Origin of the sequence: Mesorhizobium delmotii, assembly GCF_900149755.1 — a bacterium.
Lineage (GTDB): Bacteria > Pseudomonadota > Alphaproteobacteria > Rhizobiales > Rhizobiaceae > Mesorhizobium > Mesorhizobium delmotii.
Window position 1 is genome coordinate 733,954 of the sequence record NZ_FUIG01000013.1, and the last position, 20,644, is coordinate 754,597.

Here is a 20,644-nt window from a genome sequence, read left to right on the forward strand (position 1 = left end):
GTACCGCCTTCGGGCGAGATCGAAGCGAAGCCGCCAAACGAATTATGCATTATCCCCTTGCGGGGACGAGCCATGGCAGGCACAGGGAAATTGTTTTTCGAACCCCTGTGCCCAATCGGGTGCTCCAACCGGCCGCCTCATGAAGTTGCTTGCCATCGACTGCGCCGCCAATCTCTGCGCCGCCTGCGTCTACGACGCGGCCGTCCGGAAGGAGCTCGGCCGTTCGGTGTTCGATCTCGGCAAGGGCCATGCCGAGCATTTGATGGCCGTGATCGAGGAGGCGTTGAAGGCGGCCGAGACCGACTATGCCGGCCTCGGCGCCATCGCTGTCTCCACCGGTCCGGGCTCCTTCACCGGCCTTCGCGTCGGTGTCTCGGCGGCGCGGGGCCTGGCGCTGGCGCTGAAAATTCCGGCAATCGGGGTGACGACGCTGGAAGCGCTGGCTGCGCAGGCGAAAGAGACATTTCCCGGCCGCGCCGTGCTGGTCGCGCTCGACGCCGGCCGCGAGGAAATCCATGCAGCACTTTACGACGAAGCATCCGTTTTGATTTACGGTCCCGCGGTGACCACGCTTTCGCAAGCCGCCGCCATGGCGGTGGATAGGTCTCCGGTTATGGCCGGCACGGCGACATCGCAAATTGCCGCTTCGGTCGGGCGCGCCTTCGACATCGGCCCGACGAGTGCCACTGCGGATATCGCAATCTATGCCCGGCTGGCCGCTACCAAGGGTGAAGGCGAAAAGCCGAAACCGCTTTATTTGCGCGGGGCGGACGCCAAGCCGCAGGCGGGGTTTATCCTGTCCAGGAAGAAAGCCGGGAAGAAAAACTGATGCGCATTCCTTTCCTCCAGCCGCGCCGCAGGGACTTTGCGCTCGAGCCGCTGACGATTGCCGACAGCGCGGCCATGTCGGTGCTGCATCGCGAGGATTTCGTCCGGCCGTGGACCGACGACGAATTCGCCGCACTGCTCGAGCAGGACACGGTGTTCGGCTATGCCGCGCGCGAGACCGGACAGGGTGCCAAGCCGCCGGTCGGTTTCGTGCTGGCGCGCCTGGCGGCCGGCGAAGGCGAGATCCTGACTGTCGCGGTGGCGCGCTCCCATCGCCGCCAGGGGCTCGGCTGGCAATTGATGGATGCCGTTCTGCGCGAACTGCACGCACAACGCGCCGAGGCGCTTTTCCTCGAGGTCGACGAGACCAACGTCGCCGCGATCGCGCTCTACCGGCGGCTCGGATTCCGCGAGGTCGGCAAACGTGCCAACTATTACAGATCGCCCGAGCACGGCCCGACCGGGGCGCTTGTCATGCGCCGCGATCTTCGGTAGCGCATCGGCCCGCAAATCGGAACCGATTTTCGGAAAGCACAATGCGTAGATTCGGATGCGCAGATTCAAAATGCTAGAGCGCACTTTGTGCGTACAATTGGGCGCACGTCGCTCTAGCCATCGATGGGGCAGGGCCAAGAGCGGATGATCGGAAAAATCAGGATTTTCCTGGCGCTGGGCCTCGTTGTCGTAGGCTCGTTGATCCTCGTGCCGTTGCAGATACTGTCGATGAAGACCGGGCTCTGGCGCGAGACGTTCATCCTGAAGATCTGGCACCGGCTCATCATCCGGGCGCTGGGCATGCGCATTCATGTCAAGGGGACCCTGTCCAATCAGCGCCCGCTATTGGTTGCGTCGAACCACGTCTCCTGGACCGACATCATGGTGCTGGGGTCGATGGCCGACGTGACGTTCATCGCCAGGGCCGACATGGCCGGCTGGCCACTGATCGGCATGTTGTCGAAGCTGCAGCGCACGGTTTTCATCGAGCGCGAGCGCAAGCGTTCGTCGGGCGACCAGGCGAGCGAGATCGCCAACCGCATGGCCAAGGGCGACGCCATGGTGCTGTTTGCCGAAGGTTCGACCGGCGACGGCAACATGATCTTGCCGTTCAAGAGCACGCTGTTCGGGGCCGCCTCGATGGCGATTTCGGAAGGGGCGGCCGAAAGGGTCTTCATCCAGCCGGTGGCGATCGTCTATACGCGCCTGCACGGCGTGCCGCTCGGCCGCAGGCACCGGCCGATTGCCGCCTGGGTCGGTGACGAGGATTTGATGCCGCATCTCAAGGTCCTGATGGCAGAGGGCGGGCTCGATGTCGAAGTGCATTTCGGCGAGCCGGTTGCCTTTTCCAAGGGTTCCAACCGCAAGGAAACGGCAAGGCTGATGGAGAGCCAGGTGCGCGATATGGTGCAGGCGGCGCTCGCCGATCCACACCCGAGCCGGTAGGCCGGAAAAGCTCCAGCGCAAATTCAAGTGCACCAGCATCCTTTGCGCGTCCAAGAGGACGCGCGGTGCTATAGAGTAGAATCGTCTGTTTTTTGTCGGGGAAAGGCGTTAGAAGCCGCCGGATGGAATTGAATACGATAGAACGGGACGACATCGATACTGCCGCCGAAAGTGCGGTCGCGCCGTCTGCCGCAAGCAGGAAGGTCTTCGTCAAGACCTATGGCTGCCAGATGAACGTCTACGATTCGCAGCGCATGACCGACGCGCTGGCCGCCGACGGCTATGTGGCGACGGACGCCATCGCCGAGGCCGATCTGGTGCTGCTCAACACCTGCCATATCCGCGAGAAAGCCGCCGAAAAGGTCTATTCCGAACTCGGCCGCATTCGTGAGATGAAGGCCGAACGGGCTCGGGCCGGCCGCGAGATGCTGGTCGGTGTCGCCGGCTGCGTGGCGCAGGCCGAGGGCTCCGAGATCATCCGCCGCTCGCCCGCCGTCGATCTGGTCATCGGCCCCCAGACTTATCACCGGCTGCCCGACGTGCTGGCACGGGTGCGCGGCGGCGAAAAGATCGTCGAGACCGACTATGCCATCGAGGACAAATTCGAGCATCTGCCGCAGCCGAAGCGCGCCGAGATCATCAGGCGCGGCGTTACGGCGTTTTTGACCGTGCAGGAGGGCTGCGACAAGTTCTGCACCTTCTGCGTCGTGCCCTATACCAGAGGCTCGGAAGTGTCGCGGCCGGTGGCGCAGATCGTCGCCGAGGCCGAGCGGCTGGCGCAAGCCGGCGTGCGCGAGGTGACGCTGCTTGGCCAGAACGTCAATGCCTGGCATGGCGAGGGCGAAGCCAAAGGGGGCAAGACCGAGGAATGGGGTCTTGGCCGCCTGCTGTTCCGGCTGGCCGAGATTCCCGGGCTGGCGCGGTTGCGCTATACCACCAGCCACCCGCGCGACATGGACGACGAATTGATCGCCGCCCACCGTGATTTGCCGGCGCTGATGCCCTATCTGCATTTGCCTGTGCAATCCGGCTCCGACCGCACACTCAAGGCGATGAACCGCAGGCATACGGCAAAGGACTATCTGACGCTGCTCGACCGGATCCGCGCCGCACGGAGCGATATCGCGCTTTCGGGCGACTTCATTGTCGGCTTTCCCGGCGAGACGGATGCGGATTTCGAGGCGACGATGGACCTTGTCCGCCAGGTGAACTATGCCTCGGCCTTCTCGTTCAAATATTCACCGCGCCCCGGCACGCCGGGCGCAGAAATGGCCGATCATGTGCCGGAAGCCGTCAAGGACGAGCGCCTGCAGCGGCTGCAGGCGCTGCTGCTGAAGCAGCAGCAGGATTTCGGCGCGAGCCTGGTCGGCAGCACCATCGACACGCTGATCGAGAAGCCGGGTCGCCAGGCCGGCCAGAAGGTCGGCCGCTCGCCGTGGCTGCAGCCGGTTATTGTTGATGAAATGTCCGGCGAAATCGGTGAGATTATCCAGGTACGAATCACGAAGACGGGTTACAACAGCCTGTTCGCCGAATTGGCCTGAAGGTCTCGGCAGATGAGGAGAGACGGTTGAGCGCTGCGGAAGTGAAGAACCTGCCCCAGAACCTACCATCGGGGGCTTCGGATATGGCGCACATCGTTCTGACTTTCGACAACAACAAGCTTGCCAGCGCCCTTTATGGCCAGTTCGACGAAAATCTGGCCAGGCTTGAGCAGAAGCTTGGCGTCGATATCCGCTCGCGAGGCAACCAGCTGACCATCAAGGGCTCCGCCTCGGCCGCCGAGCAGGCGCGCCGCGCCCTGGATAATCTCTACGGCATTCTCCAGAAAGGCGCTGACATCGGCCAATCGGACGTCGACGGCGCCGTGCGCATGGCGATCGCCGCCGACGACCAGCTGACGCTGCCGACGCTGGAGCGCAAGGGCAAGGTGTCCGCCGCCCAGATATCGACGCGCAAGAAGACGATCTATGCCCGTTCGCTCAACCAGGACGCCTATATGCGCGCGCTGGAGCGGTCCGAACTCGTCTTCGGCATCGGCCCGGCCGGCACTGGAAAAACCTTCCTCGCCGTGGCGCATGCGGCGATGCTGCTCGAACGCGGCATGGTCGAGCGCATCGTGCTGTCGCGGCCGGCCGTCGAGGCCGGCGAGCGGCTCGGCTTCCTGCCCGGCGACATGAAGGAGAAGGTCGATCCCTATCTGCGTCCGCTCTACGACGCGCTTTACGAGATGATGCCGGCCGACAAGGTCGAGCGGGCGATAGCCGCCGAGGTGATCGAGATCGCGCCGCTGGCCTTCATGCGCGGCCGCACGCTGGCGCACTCCGCCGTCATCCTCGACGAGGCGCAGAACACCACGCCGATGCAGATGAAGATGTTCCTGACCCGTCTCGGCGAGAATTCACGCATGATCGTCACCGGCGATCCGACCCAGATCGACCTGCCGCAAAACACCAAATCCGGTCTGGTCGAGGCGCTCAGGATCCTCGACGGCGTAACCGGCATGGTGACGGTGCGCTTCAACGAAGGCGACGTCGTCAGGCATCCGTTGGTCGCCGAGATCGTCAAGGCCTACGACCGCGACGGCAAGCTGGCCCGGGGCCTCGGCGCCGAAGGCTGATGATGCGGCCTTATGGCTGAGGACAAAAAGTCTGTAGGCGGGGACCTTCCGGTTCCCGTCGACATCGACATAGCGGTCGAAGCGGGCGACTGGCCGGATGAGGTCGCGCTGACGCGGCTGGTCGATCGCGCCGTCGCCGCTGCGTTTGCCGAAACCGGCGCGGCCGGCTATTCCGAGCTCAGCATCGTCTTTTCTGACGATGCCCATATCCGCAGCCTCAATGCCGGTTGGCGCGGCAAGGACAAACCGACCAACGTCTTGTCTTTCCCGGCTTTTCCGCTCGCGAAGGGCGGTCCGCTGCCCCCCATGCTGGGCGACATCGTGCTGGCCGCCGAGACGGTCGCGCGGGAAGCCGCACTGGAAGACAAGCCTGTCGAGAACCATATCATCCATCTCGTCATCCACGGCCTGCTGCATTTGCTGGGCTACGATCACGAGACCGACGCCGAGGCCGAGGAAATGGAAGCCGTCGAACGCGCAGCACTTGCGAGGCTTGCCATTCCCGATCCCTACGCGTAACTAAAAAGATCAAATGACCGGACGACGATGAACGACAAACCAGAGACTGCCGCCCGCCCAGACGCCGGCAGTGCGACCAAGCCATCCGAACAGACGGAAGAGGGCTCTAGTCCGAGTATCCCGACCGGCAGCTTCGACAGCGAGCCATCGCCTGCCGGTCCTTCCCTGTTCGATCGCGTGCTCGGCCTGTTCAGGCAGCGCAACGGCACCAGCCTGCGCGAGGAGATCGCCGACGCGCTTGCCGAAACGGCGAGCGATCCCGGATCCTTCTCGCCCGGCGAGCGGGCCATGCTCAACAACATCCTGCGCCTGCGCGAGGTGCGCGTCGAGGACGTCATGGTGCCGCGCGCCGATATCGAGGCGGTCGAGATCACGACGAACCTGGGCGATCTTCTGGGACTGTTCGAGCAGTCCGGCCATTCCCGCATGCCGGTCTATTCGGAAACGCTCGACGACCCGCGCGGCATGGTCCACATCCGCGACGTCCTCGCTCACATCACCAAGATCGCCCGCGTCAGGAAGGGCAGGACGACCAGGAAAGCCGCCGCCACCACGCTTCTCGATCTTGCCAAGGTCGATCTCGCGCGCACCATCGGCGACCTGAACCTGATCCGCCCGGTGCTTTTCGTGCCGCCGTCGATGCTCGCCTCCGATCTCATGGGGCGGATGCAGGCGATGCGCACCCAGATGGCGCTGGTCATCGATGAATATGGCGGCACTGATGGTCTGGCCTCGCTCGAGGATATCGTCGAGATGGTGGTCGGCGACATCGAGGACGAGCATGACGAGGACGAGCCGATGATCACCCAGACCGGCGAGGGCGTGTTCGTCGTCGACGGCAAGGCCGAGATCGACGAAGTCACCAAGATGATCGGCGAGGATTTCGCCGCCGGCGAGCATGGCGAATATGTCGACACGATCGGCGGCATGATCTTCAACACGCTTGGCCGTGTTCCGGCCCGCGGCGAAGTGGTGCAGGCCATACCTGGTTTCGAATTCCTTGTGCTCGACGCCGATCCACGCCGCGTCAAGCGCGTGCGCATCGTGGAGACCCAAAAGGGCGAGCGCCGCCGGCGCGCGGTGCGCGCCGAGCAGGCTTGAAAGACGCCGCTCGCCCGATGACGGTCGACGATCCGTTCAAGCACTCAACCTTGGGCTCTGGCATATTCTACAAGAATCCGCGCGCCGCATTGATCTGGCTTGAAAAGGCTTTCGGATTCGAGCCAAGCATGGTGGTCGGCGACGCTGATGGCAGGCTCGTCCACTCCGAGATGCGGTTCGGTGACGGCTATATCATCGTCGATGCCGAATGGGCCGACCATGTCGCCAGCCCCGCGTCGGTCGCCGGCAAGAACACGCAGTCAGTCGGTCTATGTGCGCCTCAAGGACGGCATTGATGCCCACTGCGATCGTGCAAGGGCGGCGGGAGCCGAGATCGTCCAGGAGCCTGCTGACCAGTTCTACGGTGAACGGCAGTACAGGGCGCGCGATCCTGAAGGTCACGTCTGGACCTTTTCCCAGACCGTACGCTCCGTTCCACGCGAGGAGGCTGAGCGGCTGGGCGATCTACACATCGAAGGCTGGCACCAATAGCGTCTCGTTACCCAACAATCAATGGTGGCTCCCGACCAGCCGGAGAAACCCGCTTCGCGCAGCCTTCGATATTCAACATTGTAGTCGTGCATCAGCGCATAATCTTCGATTCCGCAAATTTCCGCTACGGTTGGTGAGCGGAAGTTCCCACGCCTGTGCTCAATTGGGAAGATGCGCCGATACCGGTCATTCACGGCCGCGCAGCCTTAGCGCCCGGTTATGCACTCGCCCAGGCGCCTCCGGCAGCGTCGCACCCATCCAACACCACCCCAAATTTATCAAGTATCGCCCGCGCCGTCGGAACCGCTCACACCGGCACTCAGCCCCGGGCGGATGTTCTGGTTATGGTGGAAGACGTTGTCGGGGTCGTACGAGGACTTCACGTCAGCCAGCCGGTCAAAGACGGAGTCGCCGTACGCCTCTCGGACCCGGCCCGGGTCTTCGTCGCCGCCGAGGAAATTGACGTAGACGCCTTCGCGGAAGCGGCCAAGAGCGGCGAGGAACCCCCTCGTCCAGGCCGTCTCTCGGTCGCCGAAGTCCTCGCCGGGCCGCCACGCAGCGTGGACGATGATCGCGTGCGACGCTTGCCGGTTCCCGAACGCCGTCGCGCCCTCGGCCACTCGGCTCACCGCCCCCTTCAGATGGAACATTGCCACATACGACCGTGGCGACGAGCAGGAGAATGCGTGCCCGGCGATCACGTCGATGAGGTCGTCGCGGAGCGCGGGGAGGTGGGTGGCCTTCCAGTAGTAGTTCCAACCGTGGAGGACGGTCGAGTCGAGCGCGCTCTGGAATACCACGTACGGCTTGGGCCCGGCCAGATCGAGGAGGGGAGTCCGAAATGTGCGGAGCGGGCGGAGCGCCTTCTCACCGTCCTCGATCGGCCCGGCGTAGCACGCGCCCACCATCACCACCGGGCGCCAGTGCAGTTCCTCGGGAATGACCGATAGAGGCGGCACGGTGCAGAATTTTACGACCGTGCCGAGCTCGTCGGGAGCGTCGCGGATGAAGTCGCGGTAGAAACGGAGGACCTCCCCGGCGTCGCTCGCGTCCCAGAGGATAGGCCCGGCCAGAACCGTGGGCCCGACGGGGTGGAGGCGGAACTCGAACGAGGTGACCACGCCGAAGTTGCCGCCGCCGCCGCGCAACGCCCAGAACAGGTCGGGGTGCTCGTCCTCGGACGCCCGCAGCCGCTCGCCGTCGGCCGTCACGACGTCGGCGGCGAGGAGGTTGTCGACCGCGAGGCCATGCTTGCGCATCAGCCAGCCGATGCCACCGCCGAGGGTGAGCCCGGCGACTCCGGTATGGCTCACGATTCCGCCGGTGGTGGCCAGGCCGTGCGCCTGCGTCTCGCGGTCGACGTCGCCCCACAGCGCGCCACCCTGCACCCACGCCCTGCGGCCGGCGGGATCGACCCGCACGCCCCGCATCGCCGAGAGGTCGATGACGATCCCGTCGTCGCAAACGGCAGTGCCCGCCACGCCGTGGCCTCCGCCCCGTATGGCGATCTCTAGATCGTGGTCGCGAGCGAAGCGCACGGCCGCGACCACGTCGGCGGTCCCGATGCATCGGGCGATCAGATGCGGGCGCCGGTCAATGGCGCCGTTCCAGATTGCACGGGCGACATCGTAGTCGGCGTGGCTGGCATTGATCAGCCGGCCTCGGAACCCGTCGATTTCCACGACGGTTGGCTGCATGCTCCCGTGGTGGGCTTCTGCGTACGTTGTTGTCGTCATAGGTGTCGTCATCGTGTCCTCCTCACGTCGAGAGAGGCCACATCGGACCACGGCGGGCCGCTGCCGTATAGTCAACAATCTGGACTCCACAATCGGAGGCGGATGCGCAACACTGCTGTTGTGAGGACGTCCGTCATGAGGACATACGGCCAGTACTGCCCCATCGCCCGTGGCGCCGAGATTTTCGCCGAGCGCTGGACGCCGCTGATCATCCGCAACCTGTACCTTGGCTGCGGAAGCTTCAGCGAGATCCTGGAGGGCGCGCCCGGACTCTCCCGTACCCTGCTCTCAGAGCGGCTCAAGCAGCTCGAATGGGTCGGTGTCGTCGAGTCGAATCCCAAGCCAGACGGGCGCGGGCGCCACTACGAGCTCACGTCGGCGGGCCACGACCTCTTCACCGTCTGCCAGTCGCTCGGCGAGTGGGGCGCGCATTGGCTCGAGATCGCCCCCCAGCACCTAGACCCCTTTGTGGCCCTGTGGTCGATGTGCAAGGCGCTCCGCCGGGACCGGCTCCCGGATCGACGCGTCGTCATCCGCTTCGACTTCACCGGCCGCCCACACCGGGAGCGCTATTGGCTACTCATCGAGCTCGGAGACACAGAGATCTGCAAGACTTACCCTGGCTTCGACGAGGACCTCTACATCACGGCGGAAGCCGAAGCTTTCGTCAAATGGCACGCCGGCCAGCTCAGTTGGTCCCAAGCCACCCGCGAGGACCGAATCCAGCTAGACGGCGACCTGTCGCTCGCAAGAGCCTTCCCGACCTGGAACGCCCGCAGCATGTTCGCTCACATCATGCCGGTCTCCCGCACCGTCACGAGTCATGCAGGTTGACATTCCGGATGCGGCCTCCCGATGCGGCACCGCACCGCCGGCGTGTGACGTGAACAAACTCCCATACCTCACATGCTATCCGGAATGGAAAGCCGCCGGATTGCCGATCGTCTGATATTCACATAATTCGAAGCACTGATGCCGAGAGCGGGCGTATTACCAAGGTCCGGAAGACATCCAGTGTTTTGCCATTGGCTCGACGATTGCGAATGACAGCAACGGGTCGCGAGCCGAAATTCAATCCGGCACGCAGGCTGAAGCGTGGCCGTTTGGAACGTGGACCGCAGCCTGATAAATCTTCTGCCGTGATTCGAACGACTCGGAAGCATTGATGAAGCGCCTGGCCGGCCGGATAATTCTGCTGTGGGGTTGGCGTCGCGCCCTTGTGGCGTTTCTTGCCGGGGCGCTGGCGGTTCTTGCCCAGGCGCCTTACGATTTCTTCGCCGTCGGTTTCGTTTCGTTTCCGCTGCTGGTCTGGCTTCTCGATGGTGCGACCGGCGAAGCTTCCGATGGTTGGTTCCGGCGTTTGCGGCCGGCTTTCGCCATCGGCTCGTGGTTCGGCTTCGGCTATTTTCTCGCCGGCCTGTGGTGGATCGGCTCGGCACTTCTGGTCGAGGCCGACAGTTTCGCCTGGGCGCTTCCCTTCGCAGTGGTCGGAATTCCGCTGGCGCTCGCCTTTTTCTACGGTTTCGCAACAGCGGTTGCCCGGCTGCTGTGGAGCAACGACATCGGCCGCATCGCCGCTCTTGCCTTCGGCTTCGGCCTGGCGGAATGGCTGCGCGATTTTCTTTTCACCGGGTTCCCCTGGAATGCCGTCGGCTACGCGGCGATGCCGGTGCCCTTGCTTATGCAGAGCGTGTCGGTGACCGGCATAGTCGGCATGAACGCGCTGGCGGTCTTCGTCTTTGCACTGCCGGCCCTGCTTGCGGCGGGCCGGCATGTCCGCCTGGGAGCTGCACTGCTTGCCGTTCTAGTCGCGGCCCATGTCGGCTTCGGCTATGTCAGGCTTGCTGCCAAGGTCGAGCCCGCAACCCGCGCAATCGACGTCCGCATCGTGCAGCCGGCTGTCGACCTCAGCGAGAAGTGGGACGCTTCGGTGCCCGACCGGATCTTCGCCACGCTGATGGGGCTTTCGGCCAAGGCGCCGGAGGCCGGCCATGACAAGCCGCAATTGATTCTGTGGCCGGAAACCTCCGTGCCGTTTTTTTTCGCCGAACGTCCCGATGCGCTGACCGCGCTGGGAGAGATGCTTGGCGACGGCCAGATGCTGATCGCCGGCGTCGTCCGGGAGGAGGGCGGCTCGGCGGCAGATGCCGACAGGCGGTACTACAATTCGGTGGTGGCGATCGACGACAAAGGTGAAATCGCAGATGCTGTCGACAAGGTTCATCTGGTGCCCTTTGGCGAATATCTGCCTTTTGCCGACCTGCTTGGCCGCTTAGGGCTCAAACAGCTCGTCGCCGGGCCGACGACCTACGCGGCCGGCAATGAGCGGCATCCGATCACGCTGTCCGGTGGCATTCGCATGCTTCCGTTCATTTGCTATGAAGTCATCTTTCCCGATCTGGTGGCGATTGACGCTACGTCAGCTGAGCTTATTGTGAATGTCACGAACGACGCGTGGTTCGGTGACACGCCGGGTCCATACCAGCATTTCAGGCAGGCGCAGGTTCGTGCTGTGGAGAACGGGGTGCCCTTGTTGCGTGCAGCCAATAACGGCATCTCCGCTGTCGTCGATCCGCGCGGGCGCATCCTCGATGCACTGGCGATCGACGCACGCGGAGCCGTCGATGTCCATGTTCCGATTTCCAATCAAGCCATCGTTTCTTCCAGCCAAAGACGCATTAACGGACTGCTGATCTTGTTGCTGTTTGCCCTGGCCGCTTTCACATTGAATGTAAGGCAAAAGCTACGGGCGAATTGACAGTCGACACATTAGAAACTCATACTGTAACGGCCTGAAATTTCTCGAAGTCGGTACGTCGTTGTGTTGGGGCACTGGCCGCCGGCTTCGTTTGGGCAGAAAAACACAAAAAGCCGGAAAAATTCGGCGAGGAAAAAATGGCAGAAGAAAACAAGAAGAAGCCGAATCCTATCGACATCCATGTCGGAAGTCGCATCAGGCTTCGTCGCAATATGTTGGGAATGAGTCAGGAGAAGCTGGGCGAGAATCTCGGCATAACGTTTCAGCAGATACAGAAATACGAAAAGGGGACCAATCGCGTTGGCGCCAGCCGGTTGCAGGCAATCGCCTCGATACTCGGCGTTCCCGTCGCTTTCTTTTTCGAGGACGCGCCGGGCCAGGAGACCGTGGGCAACCGCGGATTTGCCGAGGATGCATCAATGGCTTTTGCCGTCGAATTCTGCGGCACTCCTGAAGGTCTTCAACTCAACCGGGCCTTCGTCAAGATCGCCGACGTGAAGATACGCCGCAAGATCATCGAGCTTGTGAAGGCCCTTTCCACCGACGAAGTCGATTGATTTGGGCCGATTGAGTTGGCGGGCCCTTGAAAAGCCGGAAATGGCGAGGCCGTCATAGCGGGGCAGGCAAATTCTCGCGATCTCGCGCATCGTGGAATTTACATCCCATAGGCATGCCGGAGAGCGGATCGATTTTGCTCGACGCCCGTGCTCAAAGTCTTTTTCATCAACGTGTTGAAGCTAAGCACGTGTTGGAGCTAAGGCACGCTGGCGGCATCCTGCCGCCGGTCACAGCCGGTCGCAGTTGGTATAAGATATAGCGCGATTTTTACACCAGAATGACCGCACCGCTTGACGAGCGCCGCCCGGCACAGCTAACACGTGGCGCGCCAATCGGCAGCGTGCCGATATTTTTTTTCAAGAGGGGACACCCGTGACGCGGCAAAACTATCTATTCACCTCGGAATCCGTTGCCGAGGGTCATCCCGACAAGGTTTGTGATCGTATCTCCGACGAGATCGTCGATCTGGTCTATCGCGAGGCCAGAAAGACCGGCATGGACCCTTGGAAGGTCCGCGTCGCCTGCGAAACGTTGGCAACCACGAATCGCGTCGTCATCGCCGGCGAGGTGCGCGTCCCCGAGACGCTGCTCAAGAAAGACAAGGCCGGCAACATCCTGATGGATGCCGCCGGTCATCCGCTCGTCAATCCAGCGAAATTCAAGTCGGCCGCCCGCAAGGCGATCCGCGAAATCGGCTATGAACAGGCCGGTTTCCACTGGAAGACGGCAAAGATCGAGGTTCTGCTGCACGGCCAGTCGCCGGATATCGGCCAGGGCGTCGACAATGCCTCCGACCGGCAAGGCGAGGAAGGGGCCGGCGACCAGGGCATCATGTTCGGCTATGCCTGCCGCGAGACGCCGGATCTGATGCCGGCACCAATCTACTACAGCCACAAGATCCTCGAATTGCTGGCCGCCGCGCGCCATGAGGGCAACGGCGATGCCGGCCGGCTCGGGCCGGACGCCAAGAGCCAGGTCACCGTCCGCTATGTCGACGGCAAGGCGGCGGAAGTGACGCAAATCGTGCTGTCCACCCAGCATCTCGACGCCAGCTGGGATTCGAAGAAGGTCCGCAACGTCGTCGAACCCTATATCCGCGAGGCGCTGGGCGAGCTGAAGATCGCCGACAGCTGCAACTGGTACATCAACCCGACGGGCAAATTCGTCATCGGCGGGCCAGACGGCGACGCCGGCCTGACCGGGCGCAAGATCATCGTCGACACTTACGGCGGTGCTGCACCCCATGGCGGCGGTGCTTTTTCCGGCAAGGACACCACCAAGGTCGACCGTTCCGCAGCCTATGCGGCACGCTACCTCGCCAAGAACGTGGTGGCCGCCAAGCTCGCCGATCGCTGCACCATTCAGCTTTCCTATGCCATTGGCGTCGCCCAGCCGCTGTCGGTCTATGTCGACCTGCACGGCACCGGCAAGGTCGATGAGGCAAAGCTCGAGCAGGCGCTGCGCACCGTGATGGACCTGTCGCCGTCCGGCATCCGCCGTCACCTCGATCTCAACAAGCCGATTTACGCCAAGACGTCGTCTTATGGCCATTTCGGCCGCAAGGCCGGCCGCGACGGGTCCTTCTCCTGGGAAAAGACCGACCTCGCCAAGGCGCTCAAGGATGCACTCGCCGAGGCGCCCGCCGAAGCAGTCGCGGCCTAGCCGCGGCGTCCATGGATCCGAAAGACCGGCCAAGCCGTGCGACCGAAGCATTTTTCGGTCGCCGGCGCGGCAAGACCATCCGTCCGCAGCAGGCAGCGGCACTGGAAAGCGGCTTCAGCACCTACCGGCTCGATCTGGCGGCTGGACCGCCGGCCGAATTGCGCAGCCTGTTCGAAGCCGATGTCCGCGCCATTCATCTCGAAATTGGTTTCGGCGGCGGCGAGCACCTGCTGCATCGGGCGACGGCGGCTCCTGAGACCGGTTTTGTCGGCGTCGAGCCTTTCGTCAACGGCATGGCCAAGCTGATGATGGCGGTCATGAAAAGGCCACTTGCCAATCTTCGGGTCTATGACGACGACGCCACACGCCTGCTCGACTGGCTCCCGCAAGCCTCGCTCGACGGCATCGACCTGCTCTATCCCGATCCCTGGCCGAAGAAGAAACACTGGAAGCGCCGCTTCGTCAGTCCGGTCAATCTCGACCGTCTCGCCCGCGTGCTGAAGTCAGGCGGAAAATTCCGCTTTGCGTCCGATATCGATAGCTATGTGAACTGGACGCTGCTGCACTGCCGGGCACATGGTGCGTTTGCGTGGCAGGCTGAAGAGGCAGCCGACTGGCAGCGGCCCTATGAGGGCTGGCCGGGTACCCGCTACGAGGCGAAGGCCATTCGCGAAGGCCGGCGGCCGGCCTATCTCACCTTCGTCCGAAGATAGGCATATTTCGTTAAGCATCGCGCATCGCGCGCTTTGCCGTCGACGAGGACCAAAGATGTCCTCGCCCTGCATCGCCGGTCTTAGAAGCGGCCGATCTTGTTGAAGGCGGCCGGATCCATGCCGAGATTGCGCAGATCGTGCGCGCGCGGCTTGCGCCCGGCTTCGACGGCGTGCGAAGCGGCGACGGCGCTGCCGAACACGGTGAAGAAATCGCCGATGGCCGAGAAAACCTTGCGGTTGGTCATGATTATGCCCTTTCACCGCTGCAATGCGTGATTGAATTTGTGCAGCGCAACATAAATAGGCGCGTATTGCCTGATATCACAGGGATGTCGCCGCATGGCCGCTATGCGTTCTGTGCAAGGCTGCCGCCTCCGGCAGTTTCGCCCGGCCCTGCATACGGGCCACGCATGCGGACTTGAAACGACGGCCGCGATCGTCTATATCAAGCTCAAATTCTTGGTCGGTATGGCGAAGAGTGGGTCCACCCGGTCCCGCTCTTTTTTATTACCTTCCGACCACCAATGAAGCGACAGGAATAGAATGACGGCAACGGTACCCGACAGCGACGACCGCATCATCCGCGAAAGCGGCATCGATGCGCGCATCGCGCTGATCGTGCAGCCGGTGCTGCGTGCCATCGGCTTCCGCCTTGTCAGGGTGCATCTGACAGGCCAGAACGGGCTGACGCTGCAGATCATGGCCGAGCGCGAGGACGGCACCATGACCGTCGAGGATTGCGAAGAGGTCAGCCGGGCGGTGTCGCCTGCGCTTGATGTCGATGATCCGATCGAAAAGGCATATCATCTCGAAGTGTCGTCGCCGGGTATCGACCGGCCGCTGGTCCGTAAGTCGGATTTCGCGACCTGGACGGGTCATCTGGTGAAGATGGAAACCTCGGTCCTTGTCGCCGACCGCAAGCGCTTCAAGGGCAAGATCGCCGAGAGCGACGCGGACGGCGTGCTGATCGAGCGCGACAAGGCGGCCTATGGCGAACAGCCGACGGTGCGTGTGCCCTACGGTGCGATTGCCGAAGCACGGCTGGTCCTGACCGACGACCTTATCCGCGACGCACTGTCGAAGGACAACAGGGCGCGCAAGGAAACTAAGAAGCGCCGCGGCGAACCCGAAGACGCGCCAGAGGGCGTAGAAGCGGGCGCGGAAGATGAAACCGAACAGGAAATGTGATTGGGCTGCCGGGCGCAAGGCTCGGCAACAAGCTCGGGAGAAAAACGATGGTTGTAAGCGCCAACAGGCTTGAACTGCTGCAGATCGCCGATGCGGTCGCGCGTGAAAAGTCGATCGACAAGTCGATCGTCATCGCCGCCATGGCCGATGCGATCCAGAAGGCGGCGCGCTCGCGCTATGGCCAGGAAACCAACATCCGTGCCGACATCAATCCGAATACCGGCGAGATGAAGCTGCAGCGGCTGATGGAGGTGGTCGAGAAGGTCGACGACTATGCGACGCAGATCGCCATTTCCTCGGCGCGCGAGCGCAATCCCGACGCCCAGCTCGGCGACTTCATTGCCGAACAGCTGCCGCCGATGGATTTCGGCCGCATCGCCGCCCAGTCGGCCAAGCAGGTCATTGTGCAGAAGGTGCGCGAGGCCGAGCGTGACCGCCAGTATGACGAGTACAAGGACCGCATCGGCGAGATCGTCAACGGCACCGTCAAGCGCGTCGAATACGGCAATGTCATCGTCGATCTCGGCCGCGGCGAGGCGATCATCCGCCGCGACGAGCTGATCCCGCGCGAAAACTACAAATATGGCGATCGCGTCCGCGCCTATGTCTATGACGTGCGCCGCGAGCAGCGCGGTCCGCAGATATTCCTGTCGCGCACCCATCCGCAGTTCATGGCGAAGCTGTTCACCATGGAAGTCCCGGAAATCTACGACGGCATCATCGAGATCAAGTCGGTCGCCCGCGATCCGGGTTCGCGCGCCAAGATCGCCGTCATCTCGCGTGACAGTTCCATCGATCCGGTCGGCGCCTGCGTCGGCATGCGCGGCAGCCGCGTTCAGGCGGTGGTCGGCGAATTGCAGGGCGAGAAGATCGACATCATTCCGTGGTCGCCTTCGGCCGCTTCCTTCATCGTCAACGCGCTGCAGCCGGCGGAAGTCGCCAAGGTCGTGCTCGACGAGGACGCCGAACGCATCGAGGTCGTGGTGCCGGACGACCAGCTGTCGCTGGCCATCGGCCGCCGCGGCCAGAACGTCCGGCTCGCCTCGCAGCTCACCGGCTGGGATATCGACATCCTGACCGAGCAGGAGGAGAGCGAGCGCCGCCAGAAGGAGTTCGTCGAACGCTCGGCTCTGTTCATGGATGCGCTCAACGTCGACGAGATGGTCGGCCAGGTGCTCGCCTCCGAAGGCTTCACCAGCGTCGAGGAAGTCGCCTATGTCGATGCTGACGAGATCGCGTCGATCGACGGCTTCGACGAGGACACCGCCTCGGAAATCCAGGCCCGCGCCCGCGAGTATCTGGAGAAGATCGAAGCCGAGCATGACGAGAAGCGCAAGGCGCTGGGCGTCAAGGACGAGCTGCGTGAGATTCCCGGCGTGACCACCGCCATGATGGTGACACTCGGCGAGGACGGCGTGAAGACGATCGAGGATTTCGCCGGCTATGCGGCCGATGACCTGACCGGCTGGAAGGAACGCAAGGACGGCGAGACGAAGGTGTTCCCCGGCGTGCTCGCCAGTCACGGCGTGTCGCGTGCCGATGCCGAGCAGATGGTTCTGGCCGCCCGCCTCAAGGCCGGCTGGATCACCGAAGACGAGCTTGCGGCCAAAGACGTGACGGCTGACGAAGCCGTTGGTGCGTGAGGTGAAACCGCATCGCACACAACCCGCCCTTGGACGAGATGAACGATCGCACTTGCATCGTCACGCGCAGACAGGCCGAACCGGATGAACTGATCCGTTTCGTCGTCGGCCCGGATTCGGCCGTCGTTCCGGATATCAGGAAAAACCTCCCCGGCCGCGGTTGCTGGGTGACCGCCGACCGCCTACATATCGACAAGGCGGCAGCGAAAAACCTGTTCGCTCGCGCCTTCAAGGCGCAGGTGACTGTGCCGACCGATCTTGGCGGCATGGTAGACGGGCTGCTTTCCAGATCCGCTCTGGGCATGCTCGGTCTTGCCCGCAAGGCAGGCGCGATCGCGCTCGGCGCCACTAAGGTCGAGAGCGCGGTACGTGGTGGGCTGGCGCTTTTCGTGTTGCATGCGACCGAGGCGTCAGATGACGGCGTCCGCAAGATCAGTCAGGCGCGACGGGCAACCGTCCACCTTGGCGGCCCCGCCATCCCTGCCTACAAACTTTTCTCCGAGGCCGAGTTGAGCTTGGCATTGGGGGGTACAAATGTGATACATGCTGCCGTTCTCGCGGGAGACGCGGGCAGGGCGGTCAAGAAGCGCATGGTTGCGCTCGACCGGTATCGGGGCGGTTCCCCGGACGATCTGGCAATGCTTGCGGCCGTTGCTGACGAAGATGATGCCGCAGAGGATATGGAATGAACGATACGAAATCGGGCGACGACAAGACGTTGAGTGTTACGCCGAAGAAGACTTTGACGCTGAAGCGCCCCGGTACGGAACAGGGCACCGTGCGCCAGAGCTTCTCGCATGGCCGCACCAAGGCGGTCGTGGTCGAGACCAAGAAGCGCAAGTTCTCGCTGCCCGGTGACAAGCCGGAGCCGGCCGCTGCCCCGTCCGTCTTCACGCCGAAGGCGCCGGTCGCGGCAGCGCCCGTTGTGCAGGAGGCGCCCAAGGCGCCGCCGCCTCTGCCGCCTGTCGAACGCGGCGGCATGGTGCTGAACGAATTGTCGCGCAATGAGATGGAGGCGCGCCGCCGGGCCCTTGAGGGCTCGAAGGTGCGCGACGTCGAGGATCGCCAGCGCGCCATCGACGAGGCCAAGCGCCGCGCCGAGGATGAAGAGCGCCGCCGTCGCGAGCGCGAGGAATCCGCGCGCCGCCAGGCCGAGGAAGAAGCCCGGCTGCAGGCCGAAGCGGAGTCCCGCCGGCGTGCCGAGGAAGAGGCGCGCCGCCGCGCGCCGCTGGCTGCCGAACTGGCGACGGTCGACGACGAGGACGTCAAGCCGAAGCGCACTGGCGCCGGAGCGCCGGTGCGCCGTCCGGTCACGCCCGAAGTGGCGCGTCCGGCCAAGCCGACCAAGGGCGAGGAAGATCGCCGCCGCGGCAAGCTGACGTTGAATGCCGCACTTTCCGATGAGGATGCGCGAGCGCGTTCGCTGTCGTCGATGCGTCGGCGCCAGGAGAAATTCAAGCGCGCGCTGCATAATGAACCGCGCGAGAAAGTCATGCGCGAAGTGATACTGCCCGAAACCATCACCATCCAGGAGCTGGCGCAGCGCATGTCCGAGCGCGCCGTCGATGTGGTCAAGTTCTTCATGAAACAGGGCCAAATCCTGAAGCCGGGCGACGTCATCGACGCCGACACGGCCGAGCTGGTCGCCACCGAATTCGGCCACACGGTTCGCCGCGTCGCCGAGTCCGACATCGAGGAAGGCCTGTTCAACATCGCCGATCGTCCCGAAGATCTCGAGCCGCGTCCGCCGGTGGTAACCATCATGGGCCATGTCGATCACGGCAAGACGTCGCTGCTCGATGCCATCCGCAATGCCAATGTCGTGTCCGGCGAGGCCGGCGGCATCACCCAGCATATCGGCGCCTATCAGGTCGAGAAGAACGGTCATAAGATCACCTTCATCGACACGCCCGGCCACGCCGCCTTCACGGCGATGCGCGCCCGCGGCGCCCAGGCGACAGACATCGCCATCCTCGTGGTGGCGGCCGACGACAGCGTGATGCCGCAGACGATCGAATCGATCAGCCATGCCAAGGCGGCCGGCGTTCCGATCATCGTGGCGATCAACAAGATCGACAAGCATGATGCCGACCCGCAGAAGGTGCGTTCGGAACTGCTGCGCCACGAAGTCTTCGTCGAATCGATGGGCGGCGAGGTGCTGGACGTCGAAGTGTCGGCGACCAAGGGTACCAATCTGGACAAGCTGCTCGAAGCGATCCTGCTGCAGGCCGAAATCCTCGACCTGAAGGCCAATCCGGACCGCACCGCCGAGGGCGTCGTCATCGAAGCCCAGCTCGACAAGGGCCGCGGCCCCGTCGCCACCGTGCTTGTCCAGACCGGCACGCTGATGCCTGGCGATATCCTCGTTGCCGGCAACGAATGGGGCCGGGTGCGCGCGCTGGTCAACGACCGCGGCGGGCAGATCAAGGAAGCGCCGCCGGCGATGCCGGTCGAGGTGCTCGGTCTGCAGGGAACCCCGCAGGCCGGCGACCGCTTCGCCGTGGTCAACAACGAAGCCCGCGCCCGCGAGATCACCGAATACCGTCAGCGTCTGGCGCGCGAGAAGGCGGTGGCCAAGCATGCCGGCCAGCGTGGTTCGCTCGAACAGATGATGTCGCAACTGCAGACGAGCGGGCTGAAGGAATTCCCGCTGGTCATCAAGGGCGATGTGCAGGGCTCGATCGAGGCGATCAACGCGGCGCTGGACAAGCTCGGCACCGACGAGGTGCGTGCGCGCATCGTCCATGCGGGCGCTGGCGGCATCACCGAAAGCGACGTGTCGCTGGCGGAAACATCGGGTGCCGCGATCATCGGTTTCAACGTCCGCGCCAATGTGCAGGCGCGCGCGGCTGCCGCGGCGGCAGGCATCGAGATCCGCTACTACTCCATCATCTACAATCTCGTGGATGACGTGAAGGCGGCGCTCTCCGGCCTGCTTTCGCCGGAGCGTCGCGAGACCTTCATCGGCAATGCGGAGATCCTCGAGATCTTCGACATCACCAAGGTCGGCAAGATCGCCGGCTGCCGTGTCACCGAAGGCAAGGTCGAGCGCGGTGCGGGCGTTCGCCTGATCCGCGACAACGTCGTCATCCACGAAGGCACGCTGAAGACCCTGAAGCGCTTCAAGGACGAAGTTGCGGAAGTCCCGGGCGGCCAGGAATGCGGCATGGCCTTCCAGAACTACGAAGACATGCGCGTCGGCGACGTCATCGAGTGCTTCCGCGTCGAGATGGTGACCAGGACGCTCTGAGTTTCGAGCAACTTGAGTTCGAGCATCTACTGAGACCCGGGCGGTGGTCGAAAGGCTGCCGCCTAAACCATGATCCCGAAAAGTGGAATCGGGTTTTCGGAGAAGATCATGGTCAAACAAAAAAATAGAGCCTGAT

At 63.5% G+C, this 20,644-nt stretch carries 20 protein-coding genes; 18 read left to right on the forward strand and 2 right to left on the reverse strand.

Going from position 1 to position 20,644, the window contains the following annotated elements:
- Nucleotides 1–139: 139 nt before the first annotated feature.
- The 9 genes from tsaB (at nucleotide 140) to BQ8482_RS05050 (ending at nucleotide 7,000) form a co-directional block, all read left to right on the forward strand.
- Nucleotides 140–829 (forward strand): tRNA (adenosine(37)-N6)-threonylcarbamoyltransferase complex dimerization subunit type 1 TsaB, encoded by a 690-nt coding sequence (gene tsaB, locus BQ8482_RS05015; RefSeq protein WP_123146509.1) that lies wholly within the window; start codon nucleotides 140–142, stop codon nucleotides 827–829.
- On the forward strand, nucleotides 829–1,323 hold the full coding sequence (gene rimI / locus BQ8482_RS05020) for a ribosomal protein S18-alanine N-acetyltransferase (protein WP_123146510.1): 495 nt from the start codon (nucleotides 829–831) through the stop codon (nucleotides 1,321–1,323). Before tsaB ends, rimI begins: the two co-directional genes overlap by 1 nt.
- A gap of 144 nt (nucleotides 1,324–1,467) precedes the next feature.
- Complete coding sequence (olsA, locus tag BQ8482_RS05025) at nucleotides 1,468–2,268, forward strand: lyso-ornithine lipid O-acyltransferase (protein ID WP_123147391.1); 801 nt, start codon at nucleotides 1,468–1,470, stop codon at nucleotides 2,266–2,268.
- A gap of 122 nt (nucleotides 2,269–2,390) precedes the next feature.
- The gene (miaB, locus tag BQ8482_RS05030) at nucleotides 2,391–3,812 is read left to right on the forward strand and encodes a tRNA (N6-isopentenyl adenosine(37)-C2)-methylthiotransferase MiaB (RefSeq protein WP_123146511.1); all 1,422 of its coding nucleotides are present in this window, start codon (nucleotides 2,391–2,393) and stop codon (nucleotides 3,810–3,812) included.
- Between the two features lie 83 nt (nucleotides 3,813–3,895).
- Entirely contained in the window at nucleotides 3,896–4,888 is a 993-nt protein-coding gene (locus tag BQ8482_RS05035; protein WP_287305617.1) for a PhoH family protein, read from the forward strand.
- A 12-nt stretch (nucleotides 4,889–4,900) separates the two neighbouring features.
- On the forward strand, nucleotides 4,901–5,407 hold the full coding sequence (gene ybeY, locus BQ8482_RS05040; protein ID WP_123146512.1) for an rRNA maturation RNase YbeY: 507 nt from the start codon (nucleotides 4,901–4,903) through the stop codon (nucleotides 5,405–5,407).
- A 27-nt stretch (nucleotides 5,408–5,434) separates the two neighbouring features.
- Nucleotides 5,435–6,508, forward strand: coding sequence for a hemolysin family protein (locus BQ8482_RS05045; protein ID WP_123146513.1), 1,074 nt, complete (start codon nucleotides 5,435–5,437; stop codon nucleotides 6,506–6,508).
- Complete coding sequence (locus tag BQ8482_RS40490; protein ID WP_425294088.1) at nucleotides 6,505–6,804, forward strand: VOC family protein; 300 nt, start codon at nucleotides 6,505–6,507, stop codon at nucleotides 6,802–6,804. The genes BQ8482_RS05045 and BQ8482_RS40490 overlap by 4 nt, the downstream gene beginning before the upstream one ends.
- Complete coding sequence (locus tag BQ8482_RS05050) at nucleotides 6,689–7,000, forward strand: VOC family protein (RefSeq protein WP_425294070.1); 312 nt, start codon at nucleotides 6,689–6,691, stop codon at nucleotides 6,998–7,000. The genes BQ8482_RS40490 and BQ8482_RS05050 overlap by 116 nt, the downstream gene beginning before the upstream one ends.
- 278 nt (nucleotides 7,001–7,278) lie before the next feature.
- On the opposite strand, the gene BQ8482_RS05055 is transcribed toward BQ8482_RS05050, so the two are convergent.
- Nucleotides 7,279–8,748, reverse strand: coding sequence for an FAD-binding oxidoreductase (locus BQ8482_RS05055; RefSeq protein WP_123146514.1), 1,470 nt, complete (start codon nucleotides 8,746–8,748; stop codon nucleotides 7,279–7,281).
- A gap of 123 nt (nucleotides 8,749–8,871) precedes the next feature.
- Between BQ8482_RS05055 and BQ8482_RS05060 the strand changes: the two genes are divergently transcribed.
- From BQ8482_RS05060 to trmB, 5 genes are all read left to right on the forward strand, one after another.
- On the forward strand, nucleotides 8,872–9,570 hold the full coding sequence (locus BQ8482_RS05060) for a winged helix-turn-helix transcriptional regulator (RefSeq protein WP_123147392.1): 699 nt from the start codon (nucleotides 8,872–8,874) through the stop codon (nucleotides 9,568–9,570).
- A gap of 331 nt (nucleotides 9,571–9,901) precedes the next feature.
- Complete coding sequence (gene lnt / locus BQ8482_RS05065; protein ID WP_123146515.1) at nucleotides 9,902–11,494, forward strand: apolipoprotein N-acyltransferase; 1,593 nt, start codon at nucleotides 9,902–9,904, stop codon at nucleotides 11,492–11,494.
- A gap of 137 nt (nucleotides 11,495–11,631) precedes the next feature.
- Nucleotides 11,632–12,051, forward strand: coding sequence for a helix-turn-helix domain-containing protein (locus BQ8482_RS05070; RefSeq protein ID WP_123146516.1), 420 nt, complete (start codon nucleotides 11,632–11,634; stop codon nucleotides 12,049–12,051).
- A 373-nt stretch (nucleotides 12,052–12,424) separates the two neighbouring features.
- The gene (metK, locus tag BQ8482_RS05075; protein WP_095488070.1) at nucleotides 12,425–13,714 is read left to right on the forward strand and encodes a methionine adenosyltransferase; all 1,290 of its coding nucleotides are present in this window, start codon (nucleotides 12,425–12,427) and stop codon (nucleotides 13,712–13,714) included.
- Nucleotides 13,715–13,725: 11 nt separating this feature from the next.
- Nucleotides 13,726–14,427 carry a tRNA (guanine(46)-N(7))-methyltransferase TrmB gene (gene trmB, locus BQ8482_RS05080; protein ID WP_123146517.1) on the forward strand — a complete coding sequence of 234 codons (702 nt, stop codon included), beginning with the start codon at nucleotides 13,726–13,728 and terminating at the stop codon, nucleotides 14,425–14,427.
- Between the two features lie 80 nt (nucleotides 14,428–14,507).
- Here the strand turns inward: trmB and BQ8482_RS05085 are convergent, their stop codons facing one another.
- On the reverse strand, nucleotides 14,508–14,672 hold the full coding sequence (locus BQ8482_RS05085; RefSeq protein ID WP_077377234.1) for a hypothetical protein: 165 nt from the start codon (nucleotides 14,670–14,672) through the stop codon (nucleotides 14,508–14,510).
- Nucleotides 14,673–14,970: 298 nt separating this feature from the next.
- On the opposite strand from BQ8482_RS05085, the gene rimP reads away from it, so the two are divergent.
- Genes rimP through infB form a run of 4 tightly spaced genes read left to right on the forward strand, consistent with a single transcriptional unit; the run spans nucleotide 14,971 to nucleotide 20,508 of the window.
- Nucleotides 14,971–15,615 carry a ribosome maturation factor RimP gene (gene rimP / locus BQ8482_RS05090; protein WP_123146518.1) on the forward strand — a complete coding sequence of 215 codons (645 nt, stop codon included), beginning with the start codon at nucleotides 14,971–14,973 and terminating at the stop codon, nucleotides 15,613–15,615.
- Between the two features lie 47 nt (nucleotides 15,616–15,662).
- Nucleotides 15,663–17,258, forward strand: a complete 1,596-nt coding sequence (nusA, locus tag BQ8482_RS05095; RefSeq protein ID WP_123147393.1) for a transcription termination factor NusA — start codon at nucleotides 15,663–15,665, stop codon at nucleotides 17,256–17,258.
- A 38-nt stretch (nucleotides 17,259–17,296) separates the two neighbouring features.
- Entirely contained in the window at nucleotides 17,297–17,947 is a 651-nt protein-coding gene (locus BQ8482_RS05100; RefSeq protein ID WP_123146519.1) for an RNA-binding protein, read from the forward strand.
- Nucleotides 17,944–20,508 (forward strand): translation initiation factor IF-2, encoded by a 2,565-nt coding sequence (gene infB / locus BQ8482_RS05105; RefSeq protein WP_123146520.1) that lies wholly within the window; start codon nucleotides 17,944–17,946, stop codon nucleotides 20,506–20,508. The genes BQ8482_RS05100 and infB overlap by 4 nt, the downstream gene beginning before the upstream one ends.
- Nucleotides 20,509–20,644 lie beyond the last annotated feature (136 nt).